This is a genomic window from Mesorhizobium sp. M0898 (genome assembly GCF_040319695.1).
Taxonomy (GTDB): domain Bacteria; phylum Pseudomonadota; class Alphaproteobacteria; order Rhizobiales; family Rhizobiaceae; genus Mesorhizobium.
Genome location: NZ_JAMYOE010000022.1, coordinates 64,515 through 85,736 on the forward strand (window position 1 = coordinate 64,515; position 21,222 = coordinate 85,736).

17 protein-coding genes are annotated in these 21,222 nt (G+C 64.7%); 9 read left to right on the forward strand and 8 right to left on the reverse strand.

Annotation, left to right across the window (positions count from 1 at the left end; translation table 11 throughout):
• The first annotated feature begins 16 nt into the window (after positions 1-16).
• A complete protein-coding gene (locus NKH90_RS21450) occupies positions 17-1,255 on the forward strand; it encodes a M24 family metallopeptidase (RefSeq protein ID WP_352820755.1) in 1,239 nt (412 codons plus the stop codon).
• A gap of 9 nt (positions 1,256-1,264) precedes the next feature.
• On the opposite strand, the gene NKH90_RS21455 is transcribed toward NKH90_RS21450, so the two are convergent.
• A complete protein-coding gene (locus NKH90_RS21455; protein ID WP_352541929.1) occupies positions 1,265-2,137 on the reverse strand; it encodes a helix-turn-helix domain-containing protein in 873 nt (290 codons plus the stop codon).
• A 106-nt stretch (positions 2,138-2,243) separates the two neighbouring features.
• On the opposite strand from NKH90_RS21455, the gene NKH90_RS21460 reads away from it, so the two are divergent.
• The 6 genes from NKH90_RS21460 to NKH90_RS21485 all read left to right on the forward strand — a co-directional run bounded on the left by NKH90_RS21460 (position 2,244) and on the right by NKH90_RS21485 (position 10,546).
• Entirely contained in the window at positions 2,244-3,515 is a 1,272-nt protein-coding gene (locus NKH90_RS21460; RefSeq protein WP_352820757.1) for an extracellular solute-binding protein, read from the forward strand.
• A 205-nt stretch (positions 3,516-3,720) separates the two neighbouring features.
• Positions 3,721-4,581 (forward strand): carbohydrate ABC transporter permease, encoded by an 861-nt coding sequence (locus NKH90_RS21465; RefSeq protein ID WP_254817930.1) that lies wholly within the window; start codon positions 3,721-3,723, stop codon positions 4,579-4,581.
• Entirely contained in the window at positions 4,578-5,429 is an 852-nt protein-coding gene (locus NKH90_RS21470) for a carbohydrate ABC transporter permease (protein ID WP_023675945.1), read from the forward strand. Before NKH90_RS21465 ends, NKH90_RS21470 begins: the two co-directional genes overlap by 4 nt.
• An 8-nt stretch (positions 5,430-5,437) precedes the next feature.
• On the forward strand, positions 5,438-6,535 hold the full coding sequence (locus tag NKH90_RS21475; RefSeq protein ID WP_352820759.1) for an ABC transporter ATP-binding protein: 1,098 nt from the start codon (positions 5,438-5,440) through the stop codon (positions 6,533-6,535).
• Positions 6,536-6,591: 56 nt separating this feature from the next.
• The gene (locus NKH90_RS21480) at positions 6,592-8,625 is read left to right on the forward strand and encodes an aldo/keto reductase (RefSeq protein WP_352820761.1); all 2,034 of its coding nucleotides are present in this window, start codon (positions 6,592-6,594) and stop codon (positions 8,623-8,625) included.
• Positions 8,626-8,764: 139 nt separating this feature from the next.
• Complete coding sequence (locus tag NKH90_RS21485; RefSeq protein ID WP_352614661.1) at positions 8,765-10,546, forward strand: NAD(P)-binding domain-containing protein; 1,782 nt, start codon at positions 8,765-8,767, stop codon at positions 10,544-10,546.
• Between the two features lie 165 nt (positions 10,547-10,711).
• Here the strand turns inward: NKH90_RS21485 and NKH90_RS21490 are convergent, their stop codons facing one another.
• The 3 genes from NKH90_RS21490 to NKH90_RS21500 form a co-directional block, all read right to left on the reverse strand.
• Positions 10,712-11,941 (reverse strand): amidohydrolase/deacetylase family metallohydrolase, encoded by a 1,230-nt coding sequence (locus NKH90_RS21490; RefSeq protein WP_352614663.1) that lies wholly within the window; start codon positions 11,939-11,941, stop codon positions 10,712-10,714.
• 22 nt (positions 11,942-11,963) lie between these two features.
• A complete protein-coding gene (locus NKH90_RS21495; RefSeq protein ID WP_023675940.1) occupies positions 11,964-12,329 on the reverse strand; it encodes a RidA family protein in 366 nt (121 codons plus the stop codon).
• Between the two features lie 187 nt (positions 12,330-12,516).
• The gene (locus tag NKH90_RS21500) at positions 12,517-12,945 is read right to left on the reverse strand and encodes an Lrp/AsnC family transcriptional regulator (RefSeq protein ID WP_352770106.1); all 429 of its coding nucleotides are present in this window, start codon (positions 12,943-12,945) and stop codon (positions 12,517-12,519) included.
• Between the two features lie 123 nt (positions 12,946-13,068).
• Between NKH90_RS21500 and NKH90_RS21505 the strand changes: the two genes are divergently transcribed.
• Complete coding sequence (locus tag NKH90_RS21505) at positions 13,069-14,172, forward strand: saccharopine dehydrogenase family protein (RefSeq protein WP_352820762.1); 1,104 nt, start codon at positions 13,069-13,071, stop codon at positions 14,170-14,172.
• A 168-nt stretch (positions 14,173-14,340) separates the two neighbouring features.
• Here the strand turns inward: NKH90_RS21505 and lpdA are convergent, their stop codons facing one another.
• The 4 genes from lpdA to NKH90_RS21525 form a co-directional block, all read right to left on the reverse strand.
• Entirely contained in the window at positions 14,341-15,735 is a 1,395-nt protein-coding gene (lpdA, locus tag NKH90_RS21510; RefSeq protein ID WP_352820764.1) for a dihydrolipoyl dehydrogenase, read from the reverse strand.
• Between the two features lie 263 nt (positions 15,736-15,998).
• The gene (locus NKH90_RS21515; protein ID WP_352820766.1) at positions 15,999-17,390 is read right to left on the reverse strand and encodes a dihydrolipoamide acetyltransferase family protein; all 1,392 of its coding nucleotides are present in this window, start codon (positions 17,388-17,390) and stop codon (positions 15,999-16,001) included.
• 10 nt (positions 17,391-17,400) lie between these two features.
• Complete coding sequence (locus NKH90_RS21520; RefSeq protein ID WP_352770114.1) at positions 17,401-18,414, reverse strand: alpha-ketoacid dehydrogenase subunit beta; 1,014 nt, start codon at positions 18,412-18,414, stop codon at positions 17,401-17,403.
• 2 nt (positions 18,415-18,416) lie between these two features.
• On the reverse strand, positions 18,417-19,649 hold the full coding sequence (locus NKH90_RS21525; protein WP_352818028.1) for a 3-methyl-2-oxobutanoate dehydrogenase (2-methylpropanoyl-transferring) subunit alpha: 1,233 nt from the start codon (positions 19,647-19,649) through the stop codon (positions 18,417-18,419).
• Positions 19,650-20,079: 430 nt separating this feature from the next.
• Here NKH90_RS21525 and holA point away from each other — a divergent pair, with 430 nt between their 5' ends.
• Positions 20,080-21,126, forward strand: coding sequence for a DNA polymerase III subunit delta (gene holA, locus NKH90_RS21530; RefSeq protein ID WP_352614672.1), 1,047 nt, complete (start codon positions 20,080-20,082; stop codon positions 21,124-21,126).
• The last annotated feature ends 96 nt before the right edge of the window (positions 21,127-21,222 follow it).

Below are 21,222 nucleotides of genomic sequence, written 5' to 3' on the forward strand. Positions count from 1 at the left end.
CATTCGAGGAGATCCCATGACCGGCTTTGTCGACCGCGAGCGCGCAACTGACCTGATGCAGCGCGCCGGCATCGAGGCGCTGGTGCTTTGCGAGCCCGAGGCGTTCCAATATGCCACCGGTGCCTGGATCGGCCCGGCCGGCCTGTTCCGGCGGGCCGGCGCCGGTTTCGTCGTTATTCCCAAGCGAGGCGACCTGCCGATCGGCGTCGTGGTGGCGGATTTCCAGGCTGCCCGGCTCCGGGCGGCGATGGCCGGCGCCGTGCTGCGCACGCATGCGATCTGGATCGAATCGGCGTCGCTCGAGCCGGCGACGGCCGACCGGCCTGTTGCGCAGCGCATCGAGGCCGGCCTGGTTGGCCGCGCCCCCGGTTTTTCACGTCCGGCGACCTTCGAGCTTGCCCGCTCCGTCCGCGAGCTGAAACCGATCCTCGCAGAATTCGGGCTGGAGCGTGCGACGCTCGGCATCGAGCTGGATTTCGTCTCGGCCAGCGATTTTTCCGCGATGCAGGCAATGTTGCCGGGCACTGCCCTGGTCAACGGCTCGCCGGTTCTCGACAGGCTGCGGGCAATCAAATCGCAGAGCGAGATCGACCTTCTGCAGCAGGGCATCGCCCTGTCGGAAGCCGGCCTGTCGCGGCTGCAGCAGCATGCGACGACCGGCATGCGTCAGTCTGAGCTGGTCGCGCTTTACCGGCAAGGCGTCGCGGATGCAGCCGCCGGGTCGTCGCAGCAAATCTCGACGGCGGAATACGTCACGCTGGGCGCTCGCCCAAAAGGCGCCGACGCCGTCGCCGCCGCCGGCGATCCGCTGAAGGCCGACATGGTGTGCAGCGTGAACGGCTATGCCTCGGATATGTCGCGGAATTTCACCTTCGGGCCGCCGTCGCCCGAACAGGCCGAATTGCATGCGATAGCCGAACGCGCCTTCGCCGACGGGCTTGCCGCGCTTATGCCCGGAAAGCCGTTAGCCGCCGTGCATCGCGCCGCCAGCGAAAGCCTGGCGCGCCAGGGCCTGCGTTCCTATCGCCGCGGCCATTTCGGCCACGGCGTCGGCAATTCCGTTTTTTCCGAGCAATGGCCGTTCATCTCGGCCGACAGCAATGTCGTGATCGAGGCCGGCATGGTGCTGGCATTCGAAATCCCGCTCTACATCGACGGTCTCGCCAGCTTCAATCTCGAGGACCAGTTCCTGATCACCGCCAACGGGCCGTCGCCGATGAACCGCCTGCCGAGGCGCCTGGATATTATCGCTTGAATCCAGCCGTTATCTGGCGCCGGCCACGCCCCTGCGGAAATCCGACGGCGACATGCCGGAAAGCTTGCGGAACGACTTGTTGAAGGCACTGAGCGAGCCGAAGCCCGATTCCATGGCGACGCGCAGCACATTGGCATCCTGATGCATCAGCAGCGCCTGCGCGTAGCTGAGGCGCAGCAAGTTCACATATTCATTGAGCGTCATGCCGGTCGATTTCTTGAATATGCTCATGGCGTATTTGGGATGGATATCGGCCGCCGCGGCGATGTCGACGCAATCGATCTCGTAGAGGAAATTCTCGGCGATGAAGTCGCACATGCGCCCGACATTGCGCAGCGATTGCTGATCGAAGGGACTGCCTATCTCCTGTTCGACCGGGGTTTCGGGCACCAGCCGGTAAGGCTCGAAGCGCACCCGCTCCAGCCGCAGCAAAAGCTCGTTGACGGCATGCTCGGCCTTGACCGGGTCGCCGGAGCGGGCATAGCGATTCCAGCGCTCGAAATTGTGGTCGTCCGACCGGTCGGTGGCGTCGGTCACCAGCGTCGCGCCGGTCATCAGCCTGTTGCGGACATCGACGGGCAAATGCAGCCGGAAGAAATGCACCAGCGGCAAATGCGCGCCGGCATAGATGGCATCATCGGACGCTTCGTCCATCTGGTGCGGCAGGCCGCCCCAGAACAGGCACATGTCACCCGCAGAAAGTGAAAGCCCGTGCCCATCCATGCGGTAATGCACGGCGCCACGCACGATGAAATTCACCTCGACCTGGGCGTGCCAATGCGGCTTTAGCATCACCAGGGGCTGGGTGTGGAACATCTGCAGCAGCAGCGGCAGGCCCTCCACGCTGCTGGCGCCAGGCTGGTAAAACGGCCTTTCCGGCATCTTACTTTCCGCTCATTTCTTATTCCCTTTGTCGCGGACAAGGCTTTCCCGAGGCCTAGTCTAGCCACGCTCGCAAACAGAGAGCAACTGAAATGGGAGGATTTCAATGCGCATAAAATTGACCTGCGCCGCGCTCGCGCTTGCCTTGGGCTCCAGCCCGGCCTTTGCGCAGTCCGGTGAAATCACGATCTGGAGCTGGAATATCGCCGCTTCGTCGCTGAAGGCCACCATAGCGGGCTTCAACAAGCAGTATCCCGACATCAAGGTGACGGTCGAGGACCTTGGCAACCAGCCGACCTACGACAAATCAATCGCCGGCTGTGCCGCCGGCGGCGAGGGGCTGCCTGACATCGTTACGATCGAGAACGGCGAAGCCGAAAACTACTGGAGCCAGTTCCCGGATTGCTTCGTCGACCTGCATACGCTCGGCTACACCGCGGAAGACCAGGCAAAATTCCCCGACTTCAAGCGTACCGAGCTCGAGGTTGACGACAAGGCCTATGCGATGCCCTGGGATTCCGGTCCAGTGGCGATGTTCTACCGCCGCGACTTCTACGAGAAGGCTGGCGTCGATCCGTCCTCGATCAAGACCTGGGACGACTTCATCGCCGCCGCCAAGAAAATCCAGGCCGCCAATCCCGGCGTCACGATGACCAACGCCGATTTCAACGGCGATTCCGAATTCTTCCGCATGATCTCCAACGAGCAGGGTTGCGCCTACTTCTCCGCCGACGGGCAATCGATCACGGTCAACCAGCCCAAATGCGTCGATGCCATGACCAAGATCAAGGAGATGAAGGATGCCGGCATCATTTCCTCTGCCGACTGGAGCACCAAGATCACCAACAACACCGCCGGCAAGGTCGCCACGCAGATGTATGGCGGCTGGTATGAAGGCACCGTGCGCACCGAATCGCCCGATGGGGCAGGCAAATGGGGCGTCTATCTGATGCCGAGCCTGACCGCCGACGGTCCGCGCGCCGCCAATCTCGGCGGCTCCTCGCTCGCCATCACCTCGGTGTCGAAGAACAAGGAAGCCGCCTACGCCTATCTGAAATACACGCTTGCGACGAATGAGGGCCAGATCACCATGCTGAAAGGCTTCGGCCTGGTGCCGTCGCTGATCTCGGCGCTCAACGACCCTTATGTCTCCGAAGGCCTGCCCTATTGGGGTGGCCAAGCCGTGTGGAAGGACATCCTCGGCACCTTGCCCAAGGTCGTCCCCAGCCGCGGCACGCCGTTCCAGAGCGACGCCGAAATCATCATCCGCGCGGTGCAGACCAAATATCTGGCCGGCGGCTATCCCGACGCCAAGGCAGCGCTCGACGATGCCGCAAGCCAGATCGCCGCGGCGACCGGCCTGCCGTTCAAGTCGTGATCTAGACGAGGCGGCTCCGAGCGCGCGGCTCCCCTTCTCCCCTTGTGGGAGAAGGTATCGCCGAAGGCGACGGATGAGGGGTGCTCCAGCTTGGCGCCGGCGGCACTCCGGCCATCACCCCTCAACCGTCTCTGCGCTACGCGCCGATCCACCTTCTCCCACAAGGGGAGAAGGCAAGAACTTGAAAGCAGAAAGGAGGAAAACGATGCGCTACCAGAACGCCACGGCGTATCGCTTTCTCGCGCCGTATCTGCTGATTTTTTCGATCTTCTGGCTGTGGCCGATCATCGATTCCTTCCTGATCTCGTTCCAGGCGACGCGCACCGTGCCGTGGCGCTTCGCGCCGACCTTCAACTGGGGCCGGCTGATCGGCGATCCGGCCTTCTTCAATGCCTTGAAGAACACATTGCTGATCCTTGTCATCCAGGTCCCGGTGATGATTTCGCTGGCGATTGTGATGGCGGTGCTTTTGAATTCGCCACTGCTCAAGGCCCGTGGCCTGTTCCGCTTTGCCTTCTTCGCGCCGGTCGTGGTCGGCGAGGTCGCCTATTCGGCGGTTTTCCGGCTGATGTTCAATCTCGACTACGGCATCATCAACAAATTGCTGAACAGCATCGGCCTGCCCAGTGTCGACTGGTTTACCAATGTCACCCCGGCGATGGCGGTGATCATGATGGCGGTGACGTGGCGCTGGGCCGGCTACAACGCCATCATCCTGCTCGCCGGCCTGCAGTCGATTCCCGAGGATGTCTACGAGGCGGCGACCCTGGACCGGGTCAGCAAGGTCAAACAGTTCTTCTACATCACGCTGCCGCTGCTCAAGCCGATCATCGTGTTCTGCGCCGTGCTGTCGATCATCGGCACCATGCAGCTGTTCACCGAGCCCTTCCTGATCACCGAGCGCGGCGGGCCGGGCGGCGGCACCGAAACGCTCGGGCTGCTGCTTTACCGCCAGGGCTTCCGGTCGCTCAATTTCGGCTACGCTTCGGCCGTCGCCTACACCATGGCCGGGCTGGCGATCGCCATTTCGCTGGTGCAGATATGGCTGACGAGGGAACCGAAATGACCTCGCACTCAAGAGTCAGCCGCTCCCAGGCCAGATTGGGACGCAGCATCGCGCTGCATCTGTTCCTGACGCCGCTGGCACTGGTCTGGCTGTTTCCGCTATGGATGATGGTGGTTTTTTCGACGATGCCCGACAACGGCATCTTCAGCCCCGACATCGAGCTTTTGCCGCATGGCAATTTCCTCGACAATGTCAGCAATCTGCAGCGCGGCACCAATTTCATCGGCGCCATCGGCATCTCCGTCTCGGTGGCGGTGACCTATACCTTCCTGTCGGTGATGCTGACCTCGATGGCCGGCTGGGCGCTGGCGCGTTACAACTTCTTCGGCAAGGGCATGGTCGTCGCCATCATCTTCGGCACCATCACGCTGCCCTATGCGGTCGTGCTGATCCCGCAATTCATCATGGTGGCGCGCGACTTCAAGCTCGCCAACACCTGGGTGGCGCTGATCGTGCCGCCGCTGTTCAATTCGCTGGGCGTGCTCTTCATGCGGCAGAGTTTTTCGATGATGCCGCACGAGCTGTTCGACGCCGCCAAGGTCGAGGGCGTCAAGGAATGGCGGATATTCCTGTTCGTCGCACTGCCTCTGGCGCGGCCGATGCTGGCGGCGCTCGCCATCATCCTCTTCCTTGCCTCCTGGAACAACTATCTCTGGCCGCTGCTGATCAATTCCAAGCCGGGCGCGATGACCGCGCCCGTGGCGCTCGGCACGCTGATCGGTCTCACCAAGGTGTCCTGGGGCGGCATCATGGCGGGCGCGGTGATGCTGACGGCGCCAATGCTCGTCGTGTTCGTGCTTCTGCAGCGCCATTTCGTTGCCGGCATCGCCGCCGGCGCCATCAAGTAAGGATCAGCATGGCGGCAGTCACACTCAAAAACGTCATCAAGCGCTTCGGCGTCTTCGAGATCGTCCACGGTGCCAATATCGACATCGATGACGGCGAATTCGTCGTCTTCGTCGGCCCTTCCGGCTGCGGCAAGTCCACGCTGCTTCGGATGATCGCCGGACTCGAGGACATCAGCGACGGCGAGATCGCCATTGGCGGCAAGGTGGTGAACGACGTCGAGGCGGCCGATCGCGGCATCGCCATGGTGTTCCAGTCCTACGCGCTCTATCCGCACATGACGGTCGAGCAGAATCTGAGCTTCGGCCTGAGAATGACCGGCAACCCCAAGGCAGATACCGAGCGGCGGGTGAAGCGGGCTTCCGAAATCCTGCGTATCGCCGAGCTGATGAAGCGGCGGCCGCGGCAATTGTCGGGCGGCCAGCGCCAGCGCGTCGCCATCGGCCGCGCCATCGTGCGTGAGCCGCAAGTGTTCCTGTTCGACGAACCGCTCAGCAATCTCGATGCCGAGCTCCGGGTGCAGATGCGCGTCGAGATATCGCGCCTTCATAAGGAACTCGGCGTTACCATGGTCTATGTGACGCACGACCAGACCGAGGCAATGACGCTGGCCGACAGGATCGTTGTGCTCAACGCCGGCAATATCGAGCAGATCGGCGCGCCGCTCGATCTCTACGACGACCCCGCCAACCGCTTCGTTGCCGGCTTCGTCGGCTCGCCGAAAATGAACTTCCTGGCGGCAAAAATGGTCGGGGCCGACAACGGTGCGGCGGTCGTCCAACTGGTCAATCATCGCGGCGCGCGACTGCGCAAGCCGCTTTCGGATGCCTTGCCTGCAACAGGCGGCGATGTTGTGCTTGGCGTGCGGCCGGAGCATTTCTTCGACGCCGGCCAGGGCGATTGCGACCTTACCCTCAAGGCCGACGTCGCCGAGCACTTGGGATCGGTGAGCTATGTCTATGCCAATTCCGGTACCGGTGGCGGACGCGAGGAACTGATCATCGAGCGCGAGGCCTCGCGGCATCGCGCGAACGGCGACGACCTGGTGGTGTCGATCAAAGCCGACCGCTCGCTTCTCTTCGACGCCACCGGCGCACGCATTCGCTAACCCATCTTTCTTTTGTCCGATCGCGATTGCTCGCGGCCACCCCACGGAGATTTGACATGACGTCCAAACCAGAAAAAGTTCGCTGGGGCATTCTCGGGCCCGGCAACATCGCCAAGGCTTTTGCCGGGGGCGTCGCCCATTCGCGCACCGGCACATTGGTCGCCTTAGGGGCGCGCAATCCCGGCAAGTCGGGGCTCACCGAGGCTTTCCCCGGCGCCCGCATCCTGGACGGCTACGAGGCTTTGGTTGGCGATCCGGATGTCGACGCGATCTATATTTCGACGCCGCATCCGAGCCATGCCGAATGGGCGATCAAGGCGGCCGAGGCCGGAAAGCACGTGCTTTGCGAAAAGCCGCTTGGCCTGACCGCATTCGAAGCCGACGCCATGATCCATGCCGCGCGCAAGGCCGGCACCTTTCTCGGCGAAGCCTTCATGTACCGGCTGCATCCGCAGACGGCCAAGCTGGTCGAGCTGATCAGGGCCGGCGCGATCGGCGACATCAAGATGATCAAATCCAGCTTCGGCTTCGCCATGCCGGGCTTCATGCCGGAGCACCGGCTTTACGCCAAGGATCTCGCCGGCGGCGGCATTCTCGATGTCGGCGGTTATCCCGTCTCGATGGCGCGGCTGATTGCCGGCGCAGCAGTGGGAAAGCCCTTCGCCGAGCCGGACAAAGTCGTCGGCGCTGCGCATCTCGGCCAATCCGGCGTCGACGAATGGGCGTCGGCGCTGTTGCATTTTCCGGGCGGCATCGTCGCGGAAGTGTCCTGCAGCATCTCGCTCGCTCAGGACAATGTCTTGCGTATTCTCGGCAGCAAAGGCCGCATCGAGGTGGCGGATTTCTGGTATGCCGGCGGCCAGCAAGGCGGCACCGGCGAAATCCGCATCATCCGTCCGGGTGACACCGAGGTGGTCGAGGTCACGGAGGACGGCTGGCTGTACGCATTTGAGGTCGACGCCGCCGGCGAGGCCATTCTCGGCGGAAAGCAGGAGTTCGCCTGGCCCGGCATGGGCTGGGCCGACAGTCTCGGCAATCTGCGCGTGCTCGACAAATGGCGGGCCGCAATCGGGCTCGAATACGACATCGAGAAACCGGCAAAGCGCGTCAACACGATCTCCGGACGGAAGCTGCGCTCCGGCGGAACCGCCATCCCCAAGCGCAGCATTCCGGGCCTGCCGCGGCCGGCCTCGTGCCTGGCGCTCGGCTTCGAGGATTTCCGCACCTTTTCGTCGGGCGCCATCCTGCTCGATGCCTATTTCGAGGCCGGCGGCAATCTGTTCGACACCGCCTTCGTCTACGGTTCCGGCTATACCGAGACGCTGCTCGGCCAGTGGCTGAAGAACCGCGGCGTGCGCGAGCAGTCGGTGGTCATCGGCAAGGGCGCGCACTCGCCGCTCTGCTATCCCGACGTCATCGGCAAGCAGCTCACCCAGTCGCTCGAACGGCTGCAGACCGACCATATCGACGTCTATTTCATGCACCGCGACAATCCGGACGTGCCGGTCGACGAGTTCGTCGATGCGATGGACCGCGAGGTCAAGGCCGGCCGCATTCGCGGTCCGTTCGGCGGCTCGAACTGGACGATGGACCGCATGGACAAGGCGATTGCCTATGCCGAGCGCACCGGCAAGCAGAAGCCCGGCGCGCTTTCCAACAATTTCTCGCTGGCCGAGATGCTGGAGCCGATCTGGGCAGGCTGCGTCACCTCCTCCAGCGACGAATGGAAGGCCTGGCTCGCCGCCCGGCAGATGCCGAATTTCGCCTGGTCGAGCCAGGGCCGCGGCTTCTTCACCGACCGCGCCGGGCGCGACCGGCGCGATAATGAGGAGCTGGTCCGGGTCTGGTATTCGGAGAGGAATTTCGGCCGTCGCGACCGCGCCATCGAGCTCGCCAAACGGCTGGGCAAAAGCCCGATCCACGTCGCGCTCGCCTATGTGCTGGCGCAGCCGTTTCCGTCCGTCCCGCTGATCGGGCCGCGCACGCTCGACGAGTTGGAAGACAGCCTCCAGGCGCTCGACATCTCACTTTCGCCGCACGATCTCGCATGGCTGGATAGCGGTTCGGATCAGGCCCGCGCGCGGGCCTGACGGCAGCGGCAGTCGCTTCGGCCTACGCTGCGCCCTTAGCTTCCGGACTGTTTGCACGGCCCTTACCCTCTCCCGCAAAGAACCGGGAAAGGGTAAGAATGAGGTCAGCGCAAAGGCCACTGGAAGTTAGGCAAGACAGATGCTCGACATCGCACCGACGAAACAGGCTGCCACCTGGCTCGATTCCTTTGCCCGGGCGCTCGAGGCCGGCGACGTCGAGGCGGCAACCAATTTGTTCGTCGAGGACTGCTACTGGCGCGATCTCTTGACCTTCACCTGGAACGTCAGGACGATGGAGGGCCGCGTCGCGATCCGCGACATGCTGGCGGCGACGCTGGCAACGACAAAACCTGCCCGGTGGCAGCTCAGCGGCGAAGCGACTTCGGACGAAGGCACGATCGAAGCCTGGTTTTCTTTCGAGACGTCATCGGCGTGGGGCCAAGGCATCATGCGCCTCAGGGACGGCAAATGCCGGACACTGTTTACCGCGATGAGCGATCTCAAGGGGTTTGAGGAGCGCAAGGGCCCGGCGCGGCCGCTGGGTGTCCGCCACAAGGCCGATCCGGAGCGCGAGACCTGGCTGGAGGCGAGGGCGCGCGAGACGCGTGAACTCGGCGCCGGCCAGCAGCCTTATTGCCTGGTCATCGGCGGCGGCCAGGGCGGCATCATGCTGGGCGCCCGGCTCCGGCAATTGGCCGTGCCGGCCATAGTCATCGAGAAGAACGCTCAGGCCGGCGATTCCTGGCGCAATCGCTACCGCTCGCTCGTGCTGCACGACCCGGTCTGGTACGACCATCTGCCCTACATACCGTTTCCCGAGAACTGGCCCGTGTTCACGCCCAAGGACAAGATGGGCGACTGGCTGGAGATGTATACGCGCGTCATGGAGCTCAACTACTGGACCTCCACGACATGCGTGAGCGCGTCCTATGACGAGACCGAAAGGGTCTGGACGGTCGAACTCGATCGCGCCGGCGAGCGCATCACGCTAAAGCCGAAGCATATCGTCTTTGCGACCGGCGCCTATGGCCCGCCCAGGCGCATCGACCTGCCGGGTGCCGATGTCTTCAACGGCGAGATCCTGCATTCCAGCCAGTATTCCAGCGGCGAGAAATTCCGCGGCAAAAAGGTCGCCGTCATCGGCGCCGCAAGTTCCGGCCATGACGTCAGCGTCGACCTCTGGGAGAGCGGCGCCGAGGTGACGATGGTCCAGCGCTCGCCGACGACGGTGGTCAAGTCGGACACGCTGATGGAGATCGGTTTCGAGATCTTTTCGGAAAAGGCGCTGGCCCGCGGCATCACCACCGAGAAGGCCGACATGATCGTCGCCTCGACGCCGTTCGCGCTGCTGCCGCAAGGCCAGCGGGCGCTTTACGACATCATCAAGGCGCGCGACGCGGCCTTCTACGATCGTTTGCGCGGCGCCGGCTTCGCCATCGATTTCGGCGACGACGAGACCGGGCTCCTGATGAAGGCCTACCGCACCGGCTCGGGCTTCTACATCGATGTCGGCGCTTGCGACCTGATCATCGACGGCGAGATCGGCATCCGCAGCGGCGTCGGGATCAAGTCGCTGACGCAGACAGGCATCCTCTTCGACGACGGCACCGAACTGGCGGCCGACGCAATCATCGCCTGCACCGGCTATCTCTCGATGAACGAAACGGTGGCGGCGATCGTCTCGCGCGAAGTCGCCAACAAGGTCGGCCCGTGCTGGGGGATTGGCTCGGGCGTGAAAGGCGACCCGGGTCCATGGCAAGGCGAATTGCGCAACATGTGGAAGCCGACGGCACAGGAAGCGCTGTGGTTCCACGGCGGCAATCTGGCGCTGTCGCGCTTCTATTCGAAGTACGTCGCGCTGCAGATCAAGGCGAGGATGGAAGGCATTGCGACGCCGGTTTATGGAGCGGCGGGGCGGTGAAGCTGTGATCTCCCCCCTTGAGGAGGAGATGGCCGGCAGGCCAGAGGGGGTCGCCGCGCGTCGAGCGCCAGCCTCCATCCGTTGCAGGAAGACGAGCCCGGTCGAACCGACCCCCTCTGTCGCCTTCGGCGACATCTCCCCCTCAAGGGGCCTCAAGGGGGGAGATCACCCACGCCCGAAATGCCGGCTCGCCACCTCGACATGCGTGTCGTGCGCATGCGCTTCGAAACGCTCGGTTTCGCCGAGATCGTCCACCGCCTCGTTCGGCCACCAGCTGCCGCCGACCACGATTCCGTCCGAGACCAGCCGTTGCTCGGCGACCAGCGAGGCGCCGACCGAATCGACAAAGGTGAAGCGGCCCGGACGCAGCCGCAGCACCGCGATGTCGCCGACCGCACCCACCGCCAGCCTGCCGAGATCGGGCCTGGCGATCGCTTCGGCCGGCCGCTGTGTCGCGGCGCGCAGCACCTCGACCAGCGGCATGCCGAGCGCCAGCAGCTTCGACATGCACACCAGAATGTCGAAGGCCGGCCCGTCGACGCAGTAGAGATGCACGTCGCTGCTGATCACGTCCGGCGCCAGCCCCTCGCCGAGCATCGCTTTCGCCACTTCGAAATCGAACGAGCCCATGCCGTGGCCGATATCGAAGATGACGCCGCGCTCGCGCGCCAGCCGCATATCTGGCCGCACCGCCCCCGAGGCGAAGACCGGCGCGTTGGGAAACGGCCGGAAGCAGTGGGTGAGGATGTCGCCCTTGCGCAACCGCGGCAGCACTTCCGAGCGGCCCGGCGGCGGCTCGTCTATGTGCGCCATCAGCGGCAGGCCGGCTTTGTCGGCGGCTTCGAGCGCGAGATCGACCGGCGCGATGCCGCTGGTGCCGCCGGCATGGCGACCCGAGCGGACCTTGATGCCGACAACCACGTCCGCGTGCTCGCGAGCCGCCGCTACCGTCTCGCGCGGTTCGCAGAGCCGGAGGTCGCTGCACTCGCCGACCGCCACGGTCTGCGAGAAGCCGAATATGCCGGCAAAGGAAATGTTGACGTAAGCCAGAATACGGACTTTCGAGCGCTCGATGACGTGGCGGCGAAAGCCGAGGAAATTGCCGGCGCCGGCACTTCCGGCATCGATGAAGGTGGTGGTGCCGCTCTTTGCGGCGAGCCGGTCGGCATCGACGCCGAGCGACGTGCCGCCCCAATAGACATGGCTGTGCAGGTCGATCAGGCCCGGCGCGACGATCGAGCCCGTGGCATCGATGACGCGGGCGGCACGTTCGAAGGGGATTTCGGTGTCGATCGCGGCGATACGGCCGTCGGCAATCGCCAGATCGCGCTGCGCGTCGAGGCCGGACGCCGGATCGATGAGGCGGCCGCCTTTTATCAGGAGATCGAATTGCATCGCGCCTGTCTCCACTTTCCCGTCAGGCCGGCCTGTAGGCAACGGCCTCGACCTCGATCTTGATGTCGATCATCAGCCGCGACTCCACTGTCGTGCGCGCCGGCGGGTCTTTCGGGAAATGCCTGGCATAGACGGTGTTGAAGATGCCGAAATCGCGGGCGTCTTCGAGCCAGACCGTCGTCTTGACTACGTCGTCGAGGGTACAGCCGGCCAGCGCCAGTGCCGCCTTGACGTTCGACAGCACCTGCTCGGTCTGTTCGGCGATGCCGCCCTTGACCACCAGTCCGTCTGTGCCGACCGGCACCTGGCCTGAGACATAGACGAAATCGCCGGCCCTGACCGCCGGCGACAACGGCACATGGGATTTTCCAAAACATTGCTTGGGCAAGGAGGCCTCCTCTGGAAATCGTTGCGTGACCGCGCGACTTGTCAGCTTGGCGCGAGAGGACGCGGCCCCTCTGCGAGTCTCATCCAACATCTTCGAAGCCTATATCGCTTTGCCGCGAGAGCGCCAGAACGATCACTGCGCTCGGTGATCCTTCGCGCCAGCGTCTGGACCCGCGACACCAGCCCGCTCAGCGGTCGATCCGCGTCGACAGGATGATCGACGACGACGTGCGCTCGACTCCGTCCATGGCGCCGATCTGGTCGAGAAGCGTGTCGAGATCCCTGATCGAAGGCGCCTCGACGATGACGATCATGTCGAAATTGCCGCTGACCGAGTGCAGCGTGCGAACCGGTGCCAGCGCCTGCAGGCTGCGCACCACCTTGTCGGCAAGCTTGGGGGTGACGGTGAGCAGGACATGCGCCCTGACCAGCCCCTGCTCGTAATCCGGCGACAGCCTGACCCCGTAGCCAGCGATGATGCCGCGCTCTTCCAGCCGCTCGATCCGGCTTTGCACCGTCGTTCGTGAGACGCCGAGGCGCCGCGCCAGTTCTGCGGTCGAGGCGCGCGCATTGGTGCGCAGCAGGGAAAGCAGAGCCTGGTCGGCATCGCTGAGCATTTCGACGAACCTTACCGTCACATTGCCCAAAGAGAGGCTGCGTTTCGTACAATCTCACGCTTCCTTTCGACAGGCAAGCTGCGATTCTAACCGTGAATTTAGCATTGGTGCGAGGGACCGGTCATGAAGGAAATCATCGTCGTCGGCGCCGGCAAGATCGGCTCGACCATTGCCGAGATGCTGGCTTCCACGGGCAACTACCATGTTACGCTCGTCGACCGCTCGGCGGCGCAGCTCGGCGCGGCCGAACTGCCTGAAACGGTCGAGACGCTGGAACTCGACATCGAGGCCGCCGGCACCCTCGAAGCGGCCCTGGCCGGCAAATTCGCGGTGCTCAGCGCCGCGCCCTTCCATCTGACCACGCGCATCGCCGAGGCGGCGGCCAGCGCCGGCGTGCACTATCTCGATCTGACCGAGGACGTCGTCAGCACCAGGCGGGTCAAGGAACTGGCGCGCTCCGGCAACAGCGCCTTCATCCCGCAATGCGGTCTGGCGCCCGGCTTCATCTCGATCGTTGCCAACGATCTCGCCAGCCGCTTCGACACGCTGGAAAGCGTGCGCATGCGGGTCGGCGCGCTGCCGCAGTACCCGTCGAATGCGCTGAACTACAATCTGACCTGGAGCACCGACGGCGTCATCAACGAATATTGCGAGCCTTGCGAGGCGATCGTCGAAGGCGAACTGATCGAAGTGCCGCCGCTCGAGGAGCGTGAAGAATTCTCGCTCGACGGCGTCACCTATGAGGCGTTCAACACCTCGGGCGGGCTGGGCACGCTGGCCGAAACGCTGAAGGGCAGAGTGCGCACGCTGAACTACCGCACCATCCGCTATCCCGGCCATGCGGCGATCATGAAGGCGCTGCTCAACGACCTCGGCCTGCGGCACCGCCGCGACGTGCTGAAGGACATTTTCGAAAGCGCCCTGCCGGCAACGCTGCAGGACGTGGTTATCGTCTTCGTCACCGTCAGCGGCCGCAAGAACGGCCGTCTGCTGCAGGAGACCTACGCCAACAAGATCTACGCCAGGCGCGACGGCGAAACGGTGCGCAGCGCCATCCAGATCACCACCGCATCGGCCATCTGCGCGGTGCTCGACATGCTCACCGACGGCAGCTTGCCGGCCAGGGGCTTCATCAAGCAGGAGGACATCGCGCTCGACGCGTTCCTGGCCAACCGCTTCGGCCGCGCCTATGCGCAGCACGAGATGGTTAGCCGGCTTGCAGGATGAGCTGCGTAATCTCCCCCCTCGAGGGGGAGATGTCGCCGAAGGCGACGGAGGGGGTCGCCTCGCGTAGAGCGCCAACCTCCATCTGTCGCAAGGGAGGTCGCATCCAGTCGAACCGACCCCCTCTGGCCTGCCGGCCATCTCGCCCTCAAGGGGGGAGAGCGCGAGCCATCAGACATGCAGTGCGTGCCCCAGCGCCTTCAGCGCCGCTTCCGGAAAACCCTCGCCCTGTGTCGGATGGGCATGGATCGTCCCGGCGATGTCCTCCAGCGTCGCGCCCATCTCCAGCGCCAGCCCAAACGCCGTCGACAGTTCCGACACGCCCTGGCCGACGGCCTGGATGCCAAGCACCAGATGGTTGTCCGCCCGCGCCACTACCCGGACGAATCCGTCCTCGCCCAACTTCGTCATCGCCCGGCCATTGGCGGTGAAGGGAAACAGTCCGACCTTGATCTCGCCACGGGTCTTGGCCTCCTCCGGCGACAGGCCTGCGGTGACCAGCTCCGGATCGGTGAAACAGACAGCCGGGATCGCTCGTCTGTCCCAGCTGCGCTTGTGGCCGGCGACGATCTCGGCGACCATTTCGCCTTGCGCCATGGCCCGATGCGCCAGCATCGGCTCGCCGGTGACGTCGCCAATGGCAAAGAGGCCGCGCATCGAGCTGCGGCACTGGTCGTCGATGCGGATGAAGGGTCCGGCCATGTCGAGGTCGATCTGCTCCAACCCCCAGCCTTCGGTTACCGGCTTGCGACCGACCGTGACCAGCACCTTGTCGGCAGCGATCTTGCCGTTCTTGCCGCCATTCGTCTCGACCAGCAGCGCGTCGCGCTTAGTGGACAGCCCCTTGGCCTTGGCGTTCACGAGCACCTCGATGCCGAGTTCGGCCAGCCGCTTCACCACCGGCCGGGTCAGTTCCGCATCATATTGCGCCAGCACGCGCGGCAACGCCTCGACCACGGTCACCTTGGCGCCCAGCTTGGCAAAGGCGATGCCGAGTTCCAGCCCGATATAGCCGCCGCCGACCACCGCCAGCCTCTCCGGAACTTCGCTCAGCGCCAGCGCCTCGGTCGACGAAATGACCGGCCCGCCGAACGGCAGCGACGGCAGCTCGACCGGCGCCGAGCCGGTCGCTATCACGACCGTTTCGGCTCGGATCACCTGCATGCCGATCTCGGTCTCGACGGCAACGGTCTTGCCGTCGCGAAATGTCGCCCAGCCATGCACCGTCTTCACGCCAGCTTTCTTCAGCAGGCCGGCGACGCCGTTGTTCAGCCGGCTAACGATGCCGTCTTTCCAGGCAATGGTCGCGGCGAGATCAAGCGACGGTGCCGCGACCGTTATGCCGAGTGGACTTTTGCCGCCGGCCATGTGCGAGAGCTTTTCGAACTCTTCGGCTGCATGGATCAGCGCCTTTGACGGGATGCAGCCGACATTGAGGCAAGTTCCGCCCGGTTTGCCTGCCTCGACGATCACCGTGTCGATGCCAAGCTGCCCGGCGCGGATGGCACAGACATAGCCGCCCGGACCGGCGCCGATGACCAGCAGCTTGCAGGAGATTTCCTTCATGTCAGCTGCGTCCTTTCGGGGATAAATGCCCCACCATCCGGCCGCTGCGCACCTTTCCTTCTCCCCCTGTGGGAGAAGGTGGATCGGCGCGTAGCGCCGAGACGGATGAGGGGTGTTGGACGGAGTGCGGTAGGTGCCAAGCTGGAGCACCCCTCATCCGTCGCCTTCGGCGACACCTTCTCCCACAAGGGGAGAAGGGGGAGCCAGCGTCCCGGCGCCCCATGCTGCCGGGCGAGGGGGCCTTTGCGACCGTTCTCATCTCCTCAGTCCACAAAAATCAGCGCCGGCGTCTCCAGTAGCGTCTTTATCCGCTGGATAAATACCGCTGCATCCCAGCCGTCGACGACGCGGTGGTCGAAGCTGGAGGACAGGTTCATCATCTTGCGCGGGATGAACTGGCTGCCGTCCCATACCGGCCGCACCATCATCTTGTTGACGCCGACGATCGCCACTTCCGGATGATTGATCACCGGCGTCGTCGCCACGCCGCCCATGGCGCCCAGCGAAGTGATGGTGATGGTCGAGCCCGAGAGCTCGTCGCGCGTCGCCGTGCCGGATTTTGCCGCCTCGGCCAGCCTGACAACCTCGGCTGCAGAGTCCCAGATGTCGCGCGCCTCGGCGTGCTTGACCACCGGCACCATCAGCCCGGAAGCCGTCTGCGCGGCGATGCCGATGTGGACGCCGCCATGCTGGTGGACGATGCCGGCTTCGTCGTCGAACAGTGCGTTGACATTGGGCTGGTCGGCGATTGCCTTGACCATCGCCCGCATCAGGAACGGCAGCAGCGTCAGCTTCGGCCTGTCTGCGCCCGGCCGCTTCTCCTTGTTGAGCGCGGCGCGCAAATCCTCGAGCGCGGTGACGTCGATCTCCTCGACATAGGTGATATGCGGGATGCGCGACTTGGCCAGCGTCATCTTCTCGGCGATCTTTCGCCTGAGCCCGACTATCTTGATGTCCTCGACCGCCTCGTTGCGGGCAAGGCCGGAAACCTTGGCGAGCCGGGGTCCGCGCGCCAGGAAAGCCTCGATATCCTCGTGCCGGATACGCCCGGCCGGGCCGGTTCCCGGGACCTGCCGAAGGTCGATGCCGGCCTCTTTCGCCCTGAGGCGGACGGCCGGCGAGGCCAGTGGCTTTTCTCCCTCGGGGCGCGGCGCACCGACCGGCGCTATACCCCCGAAAGCCGGCGCAGTACCCCCACCCCTAACCCCTCCCCACAAGGGGGAGAAGGACTCCGTATCCGCCGTTCGTGCGCCCTCGGTTCTTGGCACATGCCCGACCAAGGGCGAGCTGGACCTGGCTTCGGCTTTGGCGGCCGAAGCTCGTCCCCCTCCCCCTTGTGGGGAGGGGCTAGGGGTGGGGGTAGGTGCCGCCTCACCCTCCGCCGATTTCGCGCCTGCGTTCACATTTCCCTCGCCGGCCACCTTCAACCTGACAATCGGCGAGCCGATCGCCACCGTGTCGCCGATCTCGGCGCCCAACCAGACGATCTCGCCATCGACGGGCGACGGAATTTCGACCGTCGCCTTGTCGGTCATGACAGCGGCAAGCACGGCGTCCTCGCGCACGAGATCGCCGACCTTGACCTGCCATTCGACGAGCTCGGCCTCGGCGACGCCTTCGCCGACATCGGGCAGCTTGATGACATATTCGCCCATCGTTCCCTCTTCAGGCTTCCATCGTTTCGACCAGCGCGCGGCCTAGCCGGGCAGGACCGGGAAAATAGTCCCACTCCTGCGCATGCGGATAGGGCGTGTCCCAGCCGGTGACCCGCGCCACCGGCGCTTCCAGATGGTAGAAGCAGCTCTCCTGAACCAGCGCCGAAAGTTCGGCGCCGAACCCCGATGTCAGCGTCGCCTCGTGCACGATGACGCAGCGCCCGGTCTTGTTGACCGATGCGACGATCGTCTCGAGATCGAGCGGCAGCAGTGTCCTCAGATCTATGATCTCGGCATCGATGCCGGTCTCCTCGGCTGCCGCCTGGGCGACATAGACCATCGTGCCATAGGCAAGCACGGTGACTGCCGCACCCGGCCGTCGGATCACCGCCTTGCCGAGCGGCACCGTGTAATGGCCGTCGGCAACCTCGCCGAGCTCATGTTTCGACCATGGCGTTACCGGCCGCTCATGATGACCGTCGAAGGGGCCGTTATAAAGCCGCTTCGGCTCCAGGAAGATCACCGGGTCCGGATCCTCGATCGCCGCGATCAGCAAGCCCTTGGCGTCATGCGGGTTCGAGGGCACCACGACTTTCAGGCCGGAGACGTGGGTGAACAGCGCCTCCGGGCTCTGGCTGTGGGTCTGGCCGCCGAAAATGCCGCCGCCGGTCGGCATTCTCACGACGATCGGGCAGGTGAAATCGCCGTTCGACCGGTAGCGCAGCCGCGCCGCTTCCGAGACAATCTGGTCGTAGGCTGGATAAACATAGTCGGCAAACTGCACCTCGACACAAGGCTTCAGCCCGTAGGCGGCCATGCCGATGGCCGCGCCGACAATGCCGGATTCGCTGATCGGCGCATCGAAGCAGCGGCCCTTGCCGTATTTCGCCTGCAGGCCTTGCGTGCAGCGGAAGACGCCGCCGAAGAAGCCGACATCCTCGCCGAACACGATGACTTGGCTGTCGCGCGCCATCGACACGTCCATGGCGTCGCGGATCGCCTCGATCATGGTCCGCCGCGGCATGGTCAGACCCCTGCCTGTTGGCGCTGGCGCCTGAGATGCGGCGGCATCTCGGCATAGACGCCCTCGAACATGTCGCGCGTCGAGGGCTTGCCGCCGGCATGCAGCGTGCCATGGCGCTCGGCCTCCCGCTGCGCCGAAATCACCGTGTCGAGGATTTCCGCCTCGGCCTGGGCGTGGCGTTCGTCCGACCAGACGCCGCGCTGGATGAGATGGTTCTTCAGCCTGACGATCGGGTCGCCGAGCGGCCAGGCATCGGACTCGGCCTTCGGCCGGTAGGCCGACGGGTCGTCGGAGCTCGAATGGGCGCCGACGCGGTAAGTGACGTATTCGACCAGCGTCGGCCCGAGATTGCTGCGCGCCCGTTCCGCCGCCCATTTGGCCACCGCATGGACGGCGAGATAGTCGTTGCCGTCGACGCGCAGCGACGGGATGCCGAAGCCGAGCCCACGGGCGGCAAAAGTGCCGGAACCGCCGCGGGCGATGCCCTGGAAGGTCGAGATCGCCCACTGGTTGTTGACGACGTTGAGCACGACCGGCGCCTTGTAGGTCGAGGCGAACACCAGCGCCGAATGGAAGTCGGACTCGGCGGTCGAGCCGTCGCCGATCCAGGCGGCGGCGATCTTTGAATCGTTGCTGATTGCGGAGGCCATCGCCCAGCCGACCGCCTGGATGTACTGCGTCGCCAGATTGCCGGAGATCGAGAAGAAGCCGTGCTCCTTCGACGAATACATGATCGGCAATTGCCGCCCTTTCAGCGGATCGGCCTCGTTCGAATAGATCTGGTTCATCATCGTGACCATCGGGTAGCCGTCGGCGATGAGCAGGCCGGCCTGCCGATAGGTCGGAAAATTCATGTCGCCCCGCGACAGCGCCTTGCGGAAGGCGCAGCTCACTGCCTCTTCGCCGAGATGCTGCATGTAGAAAGAGGTCTTGCCCTGGCGCTGCGCCATCTGCATGCGCGCATCGAAGCTGCGCAGCGTCATCATATGGCGCAGCCCCTCCAGCAACTCGTCGTCCGAAAGCAGCCCTGCCCACGGCCCGACCGCCTCGCCGGCGCGGTTGAGCACGCGGATGATCGAGAAGGCCAGATCGCGGATGTCGCGCGGGTCGACGTCGATCTTCGGGCGCGGCACCGAGCCAGCCTTTGGAATGCTCACATTGGAGAAATCCGGCGTCCCGCCCGGCCGCACTTCCGGTTCCGGAACATGGAAGCGCAGCATTCCAGCATCGGCCATGATCTCGGTCCTCCACTGTTGCCCGGCCAGGATATTTGCACACCGCCAGACCAGTGCCAATTCGTCGGGCGAGGCTTCGCTGCCGCTGGCTGCTGCCCGCGGCCGACAGGATGGAGATATGTCGGCGAAATTTCTTGTCGATCTTCCGCGCCGGCGCGCAATTTGGGAGATGATTGCGCCGGGTTTCCCGCCAGATAAGGCAATGCGTCGGGTTGGGCGGCACGAGCACCTCCTTCTCCCCTTGTGGGAGAAGGTGGCCGAGCGAAGCTCGGTCGGATGAGGGGTGTTCCAGCTTGGCACCAACAGCGCTCCGGCCAGCACCCCTCAACCGTCTTGGCGCTGCGCGCCAATCCACCTTCTCCCACAAGGGGGAGAAGGAAAGGAGGGCGGCGCCGTTCACCCCGCGCCCGCGTCATGCTAATCAGCGCCCATGGCACAAAAGAAAGCATACGAGGTCGATGCATGGCTCGCGAAGCCGGATCCGCGCGTCTCGATCGTGCTGCTTTACGGTCCCGATCGCGGGCTGGTTGCCGAGCGGGCAAAGGCCTTTGCCGGCAAGACCGGCCTGCCGCTCGACGATCCGTTCTCGGTCGTCAGGCTGGACGGATCGGAAGTCGATCGCGACGAGGGCCGTCTGCTCGACGAGGCGCGCACCGTGCCGATGTTTTCGGAGCGGCGCCTGCTATGGGTGCGCAACGCCGGCGCTCAGAAGGCGCTTGCCGATGACGTCAAGGCGCTGACGTCGGAGCCCGCGCGGGACGCCATCATCCTCATCGAGGCCGGCGACCTGAAGAAGGGCGTCGGCCTGCGCGCCGTGGTGGAGGCGGCGGACAATGCCATGGCATTGCCTTGCTATGCCGATGAGGCCAGGGATATCGATACGGTCATCGACGACGAACTGCGCAAGGCCGGCATGTCGATGACACTGGAAGCGCGGCAGGCGCTGCGCCGCAATCTCGGCGGCGACCGGCTGGCCTCGCGCGGTGAAATCGAAAAGCTGGTGCTTTATGCGCATGGCCAGGCCGAAATCGGCCTCGACGACGTCAAGGCGACATCCGGCGATGTGTCCGGCCTCTCCTTCGATGCGGCCGTCGACGCCCTGCTCGAAGGCAGGATCGCCGACTTCGACACCGCCTTCACCCGCCATTGCCAGTCCGGCGGCCAGCCCTTTCTGGTACTTTCATCGGCGATGCGGCAGTTGCAGGCGATCCAGGCGATGCGCGGCCTGATGGACGCCGGCGGCCGCAATGCCGCTTCGGTCGTTGCCGCGGCGCGCCCGCCGGTGTTTTTCTCCAGGCGCAAGCTGGTCGAGAAAGCCCTCGAACGCTGGAGCAGCGAGGCGCTCGGGCGCGCCCTCAACCGCCTGCAGACGGCGGTGCTGCAGACACGCCGGCGGCCGGATCTGTCGGTCGCGCTGGCACGCCAGGCCCTGCTCGGCATCGCAGTGGAGAGCGCAAGGCTGGCGCAGCGCACCTGATCTTCCTCCTTGAGGGGGAGATGTCGCCAAAGGCGACAGAGGGGGTCACAGCGCGTAAAACACCAGCCCCTTCCGCGAAGACAGAGGACGTGGGCG

Excerpts from the sequence above, each read along its gene's own strand:
- NKH90_RS21450 (WP_352820755.1), top strand. The coding sequence starts at position 17 with ATGACCGGCTTTGTCGACCGCGAGCGCGCAACTGACCTGATGCAGCGC.
- NKH90_RS21455 (WP_352541929.1), bottom strand. The coding sequence starts at position 2,137 with ATGCCGGAAAGGCCGTTTTACCAGCCTGGCGCCAGCAGCGTGGAGGGC.
- NKH90_RS21460 (WP_352820757.1), top strand. The coding sequence starts at position 2,244 with ATGCGCATAAAATTGACCTGCGCCGCGCTCGCGCTTGCCTTGGGCTCC.
- NKH90_RS21465 (WP_254817930.1), top strand. The coding sequence starts at position 3,721 with ATGCGCTACCAGAACGCCACGGCGTATCGCTTTCTCGCGCCGTATCTG.
- NKH90_RS21470 (WP_023675945.1), top strand. The coding sequence starts at position 4,578 with ATGACCTCGCACTCAAGAGTCAGCCGCTCCCAGGCCAGATTGGGACGC.
- NKH90_RS21475 (WP_352820759.1), top strand. The coding sequence starts at position 5,438 with ATGGCGGCAGTCACACTCAAAAACGTCATCAAGCGCTTCGGCGTCTTC.
- NKH90_RS21480 (WP_352820761.1), top strand. The coding sequence starts at position 6,592 with ATGACGTCCAAACCAGAAAAAGTTCGCTGGGGCATTCTCGGGCCCGGC.
- NKH90_RS21485 (WP_352614661.1), top strand. The coding sequence starts at position 8,765 with ATGCTCGACATCGCACCGACGAAACAGGCTGCCACCTGGCTCGATTCC.
- NKH90_RS21490 (WP_352614663.1), bottom strand. The coding sequence starts at position 11,941 with ATGCAATTCGATCTCCTGATAAAAGGCGGCCGCCTCATCGATCCGGCG.
- NKH90_RS21500 (WP_352770106.1), bottom strand. The coding sequence starts at position 12,945 with ATGCTCAGCGATGCCGACCAGGCTCTGCTTTCCCTGCTGCGCACCAAT.
- NKH90_RS21505 (WP_352820762.1), top strand. The coding sequence starts at position 13,069 with ATGAAGGAAATCATCGTCGTCGGCGCCGGCAAGATCGGCTCGACCATT.
- lpdA (WP_352820764.1), bottom strand. The coding sequence starts at position 15,735 with ATGAAGGAAATCTCCTGCAAGCTGCTGGTCATCGGCGCCGGTCCGGGC.
- NKH90_RS21515 (WP_352820766.1), bottom strand. The coding sequence starts at position 17,390 with ATGGGCGAATATGTCATCAAGCTGCCCGATGTCGGCGAAGGCGTCGCC.
- NKH90_RS21520 (WP_352770114.1), bottom strand. The coding sequence starts at position 18,414 with ATGCCGCGGCGGACCATGATCGAGGCGATCCGCGACGCCATGGACGTG.
- NKH90_RS21525 (WP_352818028.1), bottom strand. The coding sequence starts at position 19,649 with ATGGCCGATGCTGGAATGCTGCGCTTCCATGTTCCGGAACCGGAAGTG.
- holA (WP_352614672.1), top strand. The coding sequence starts at position 20,080 with ATGGCACAAAAGAAAGCATACGAGGTCGATGCATGGCTCGCGAAGCCG.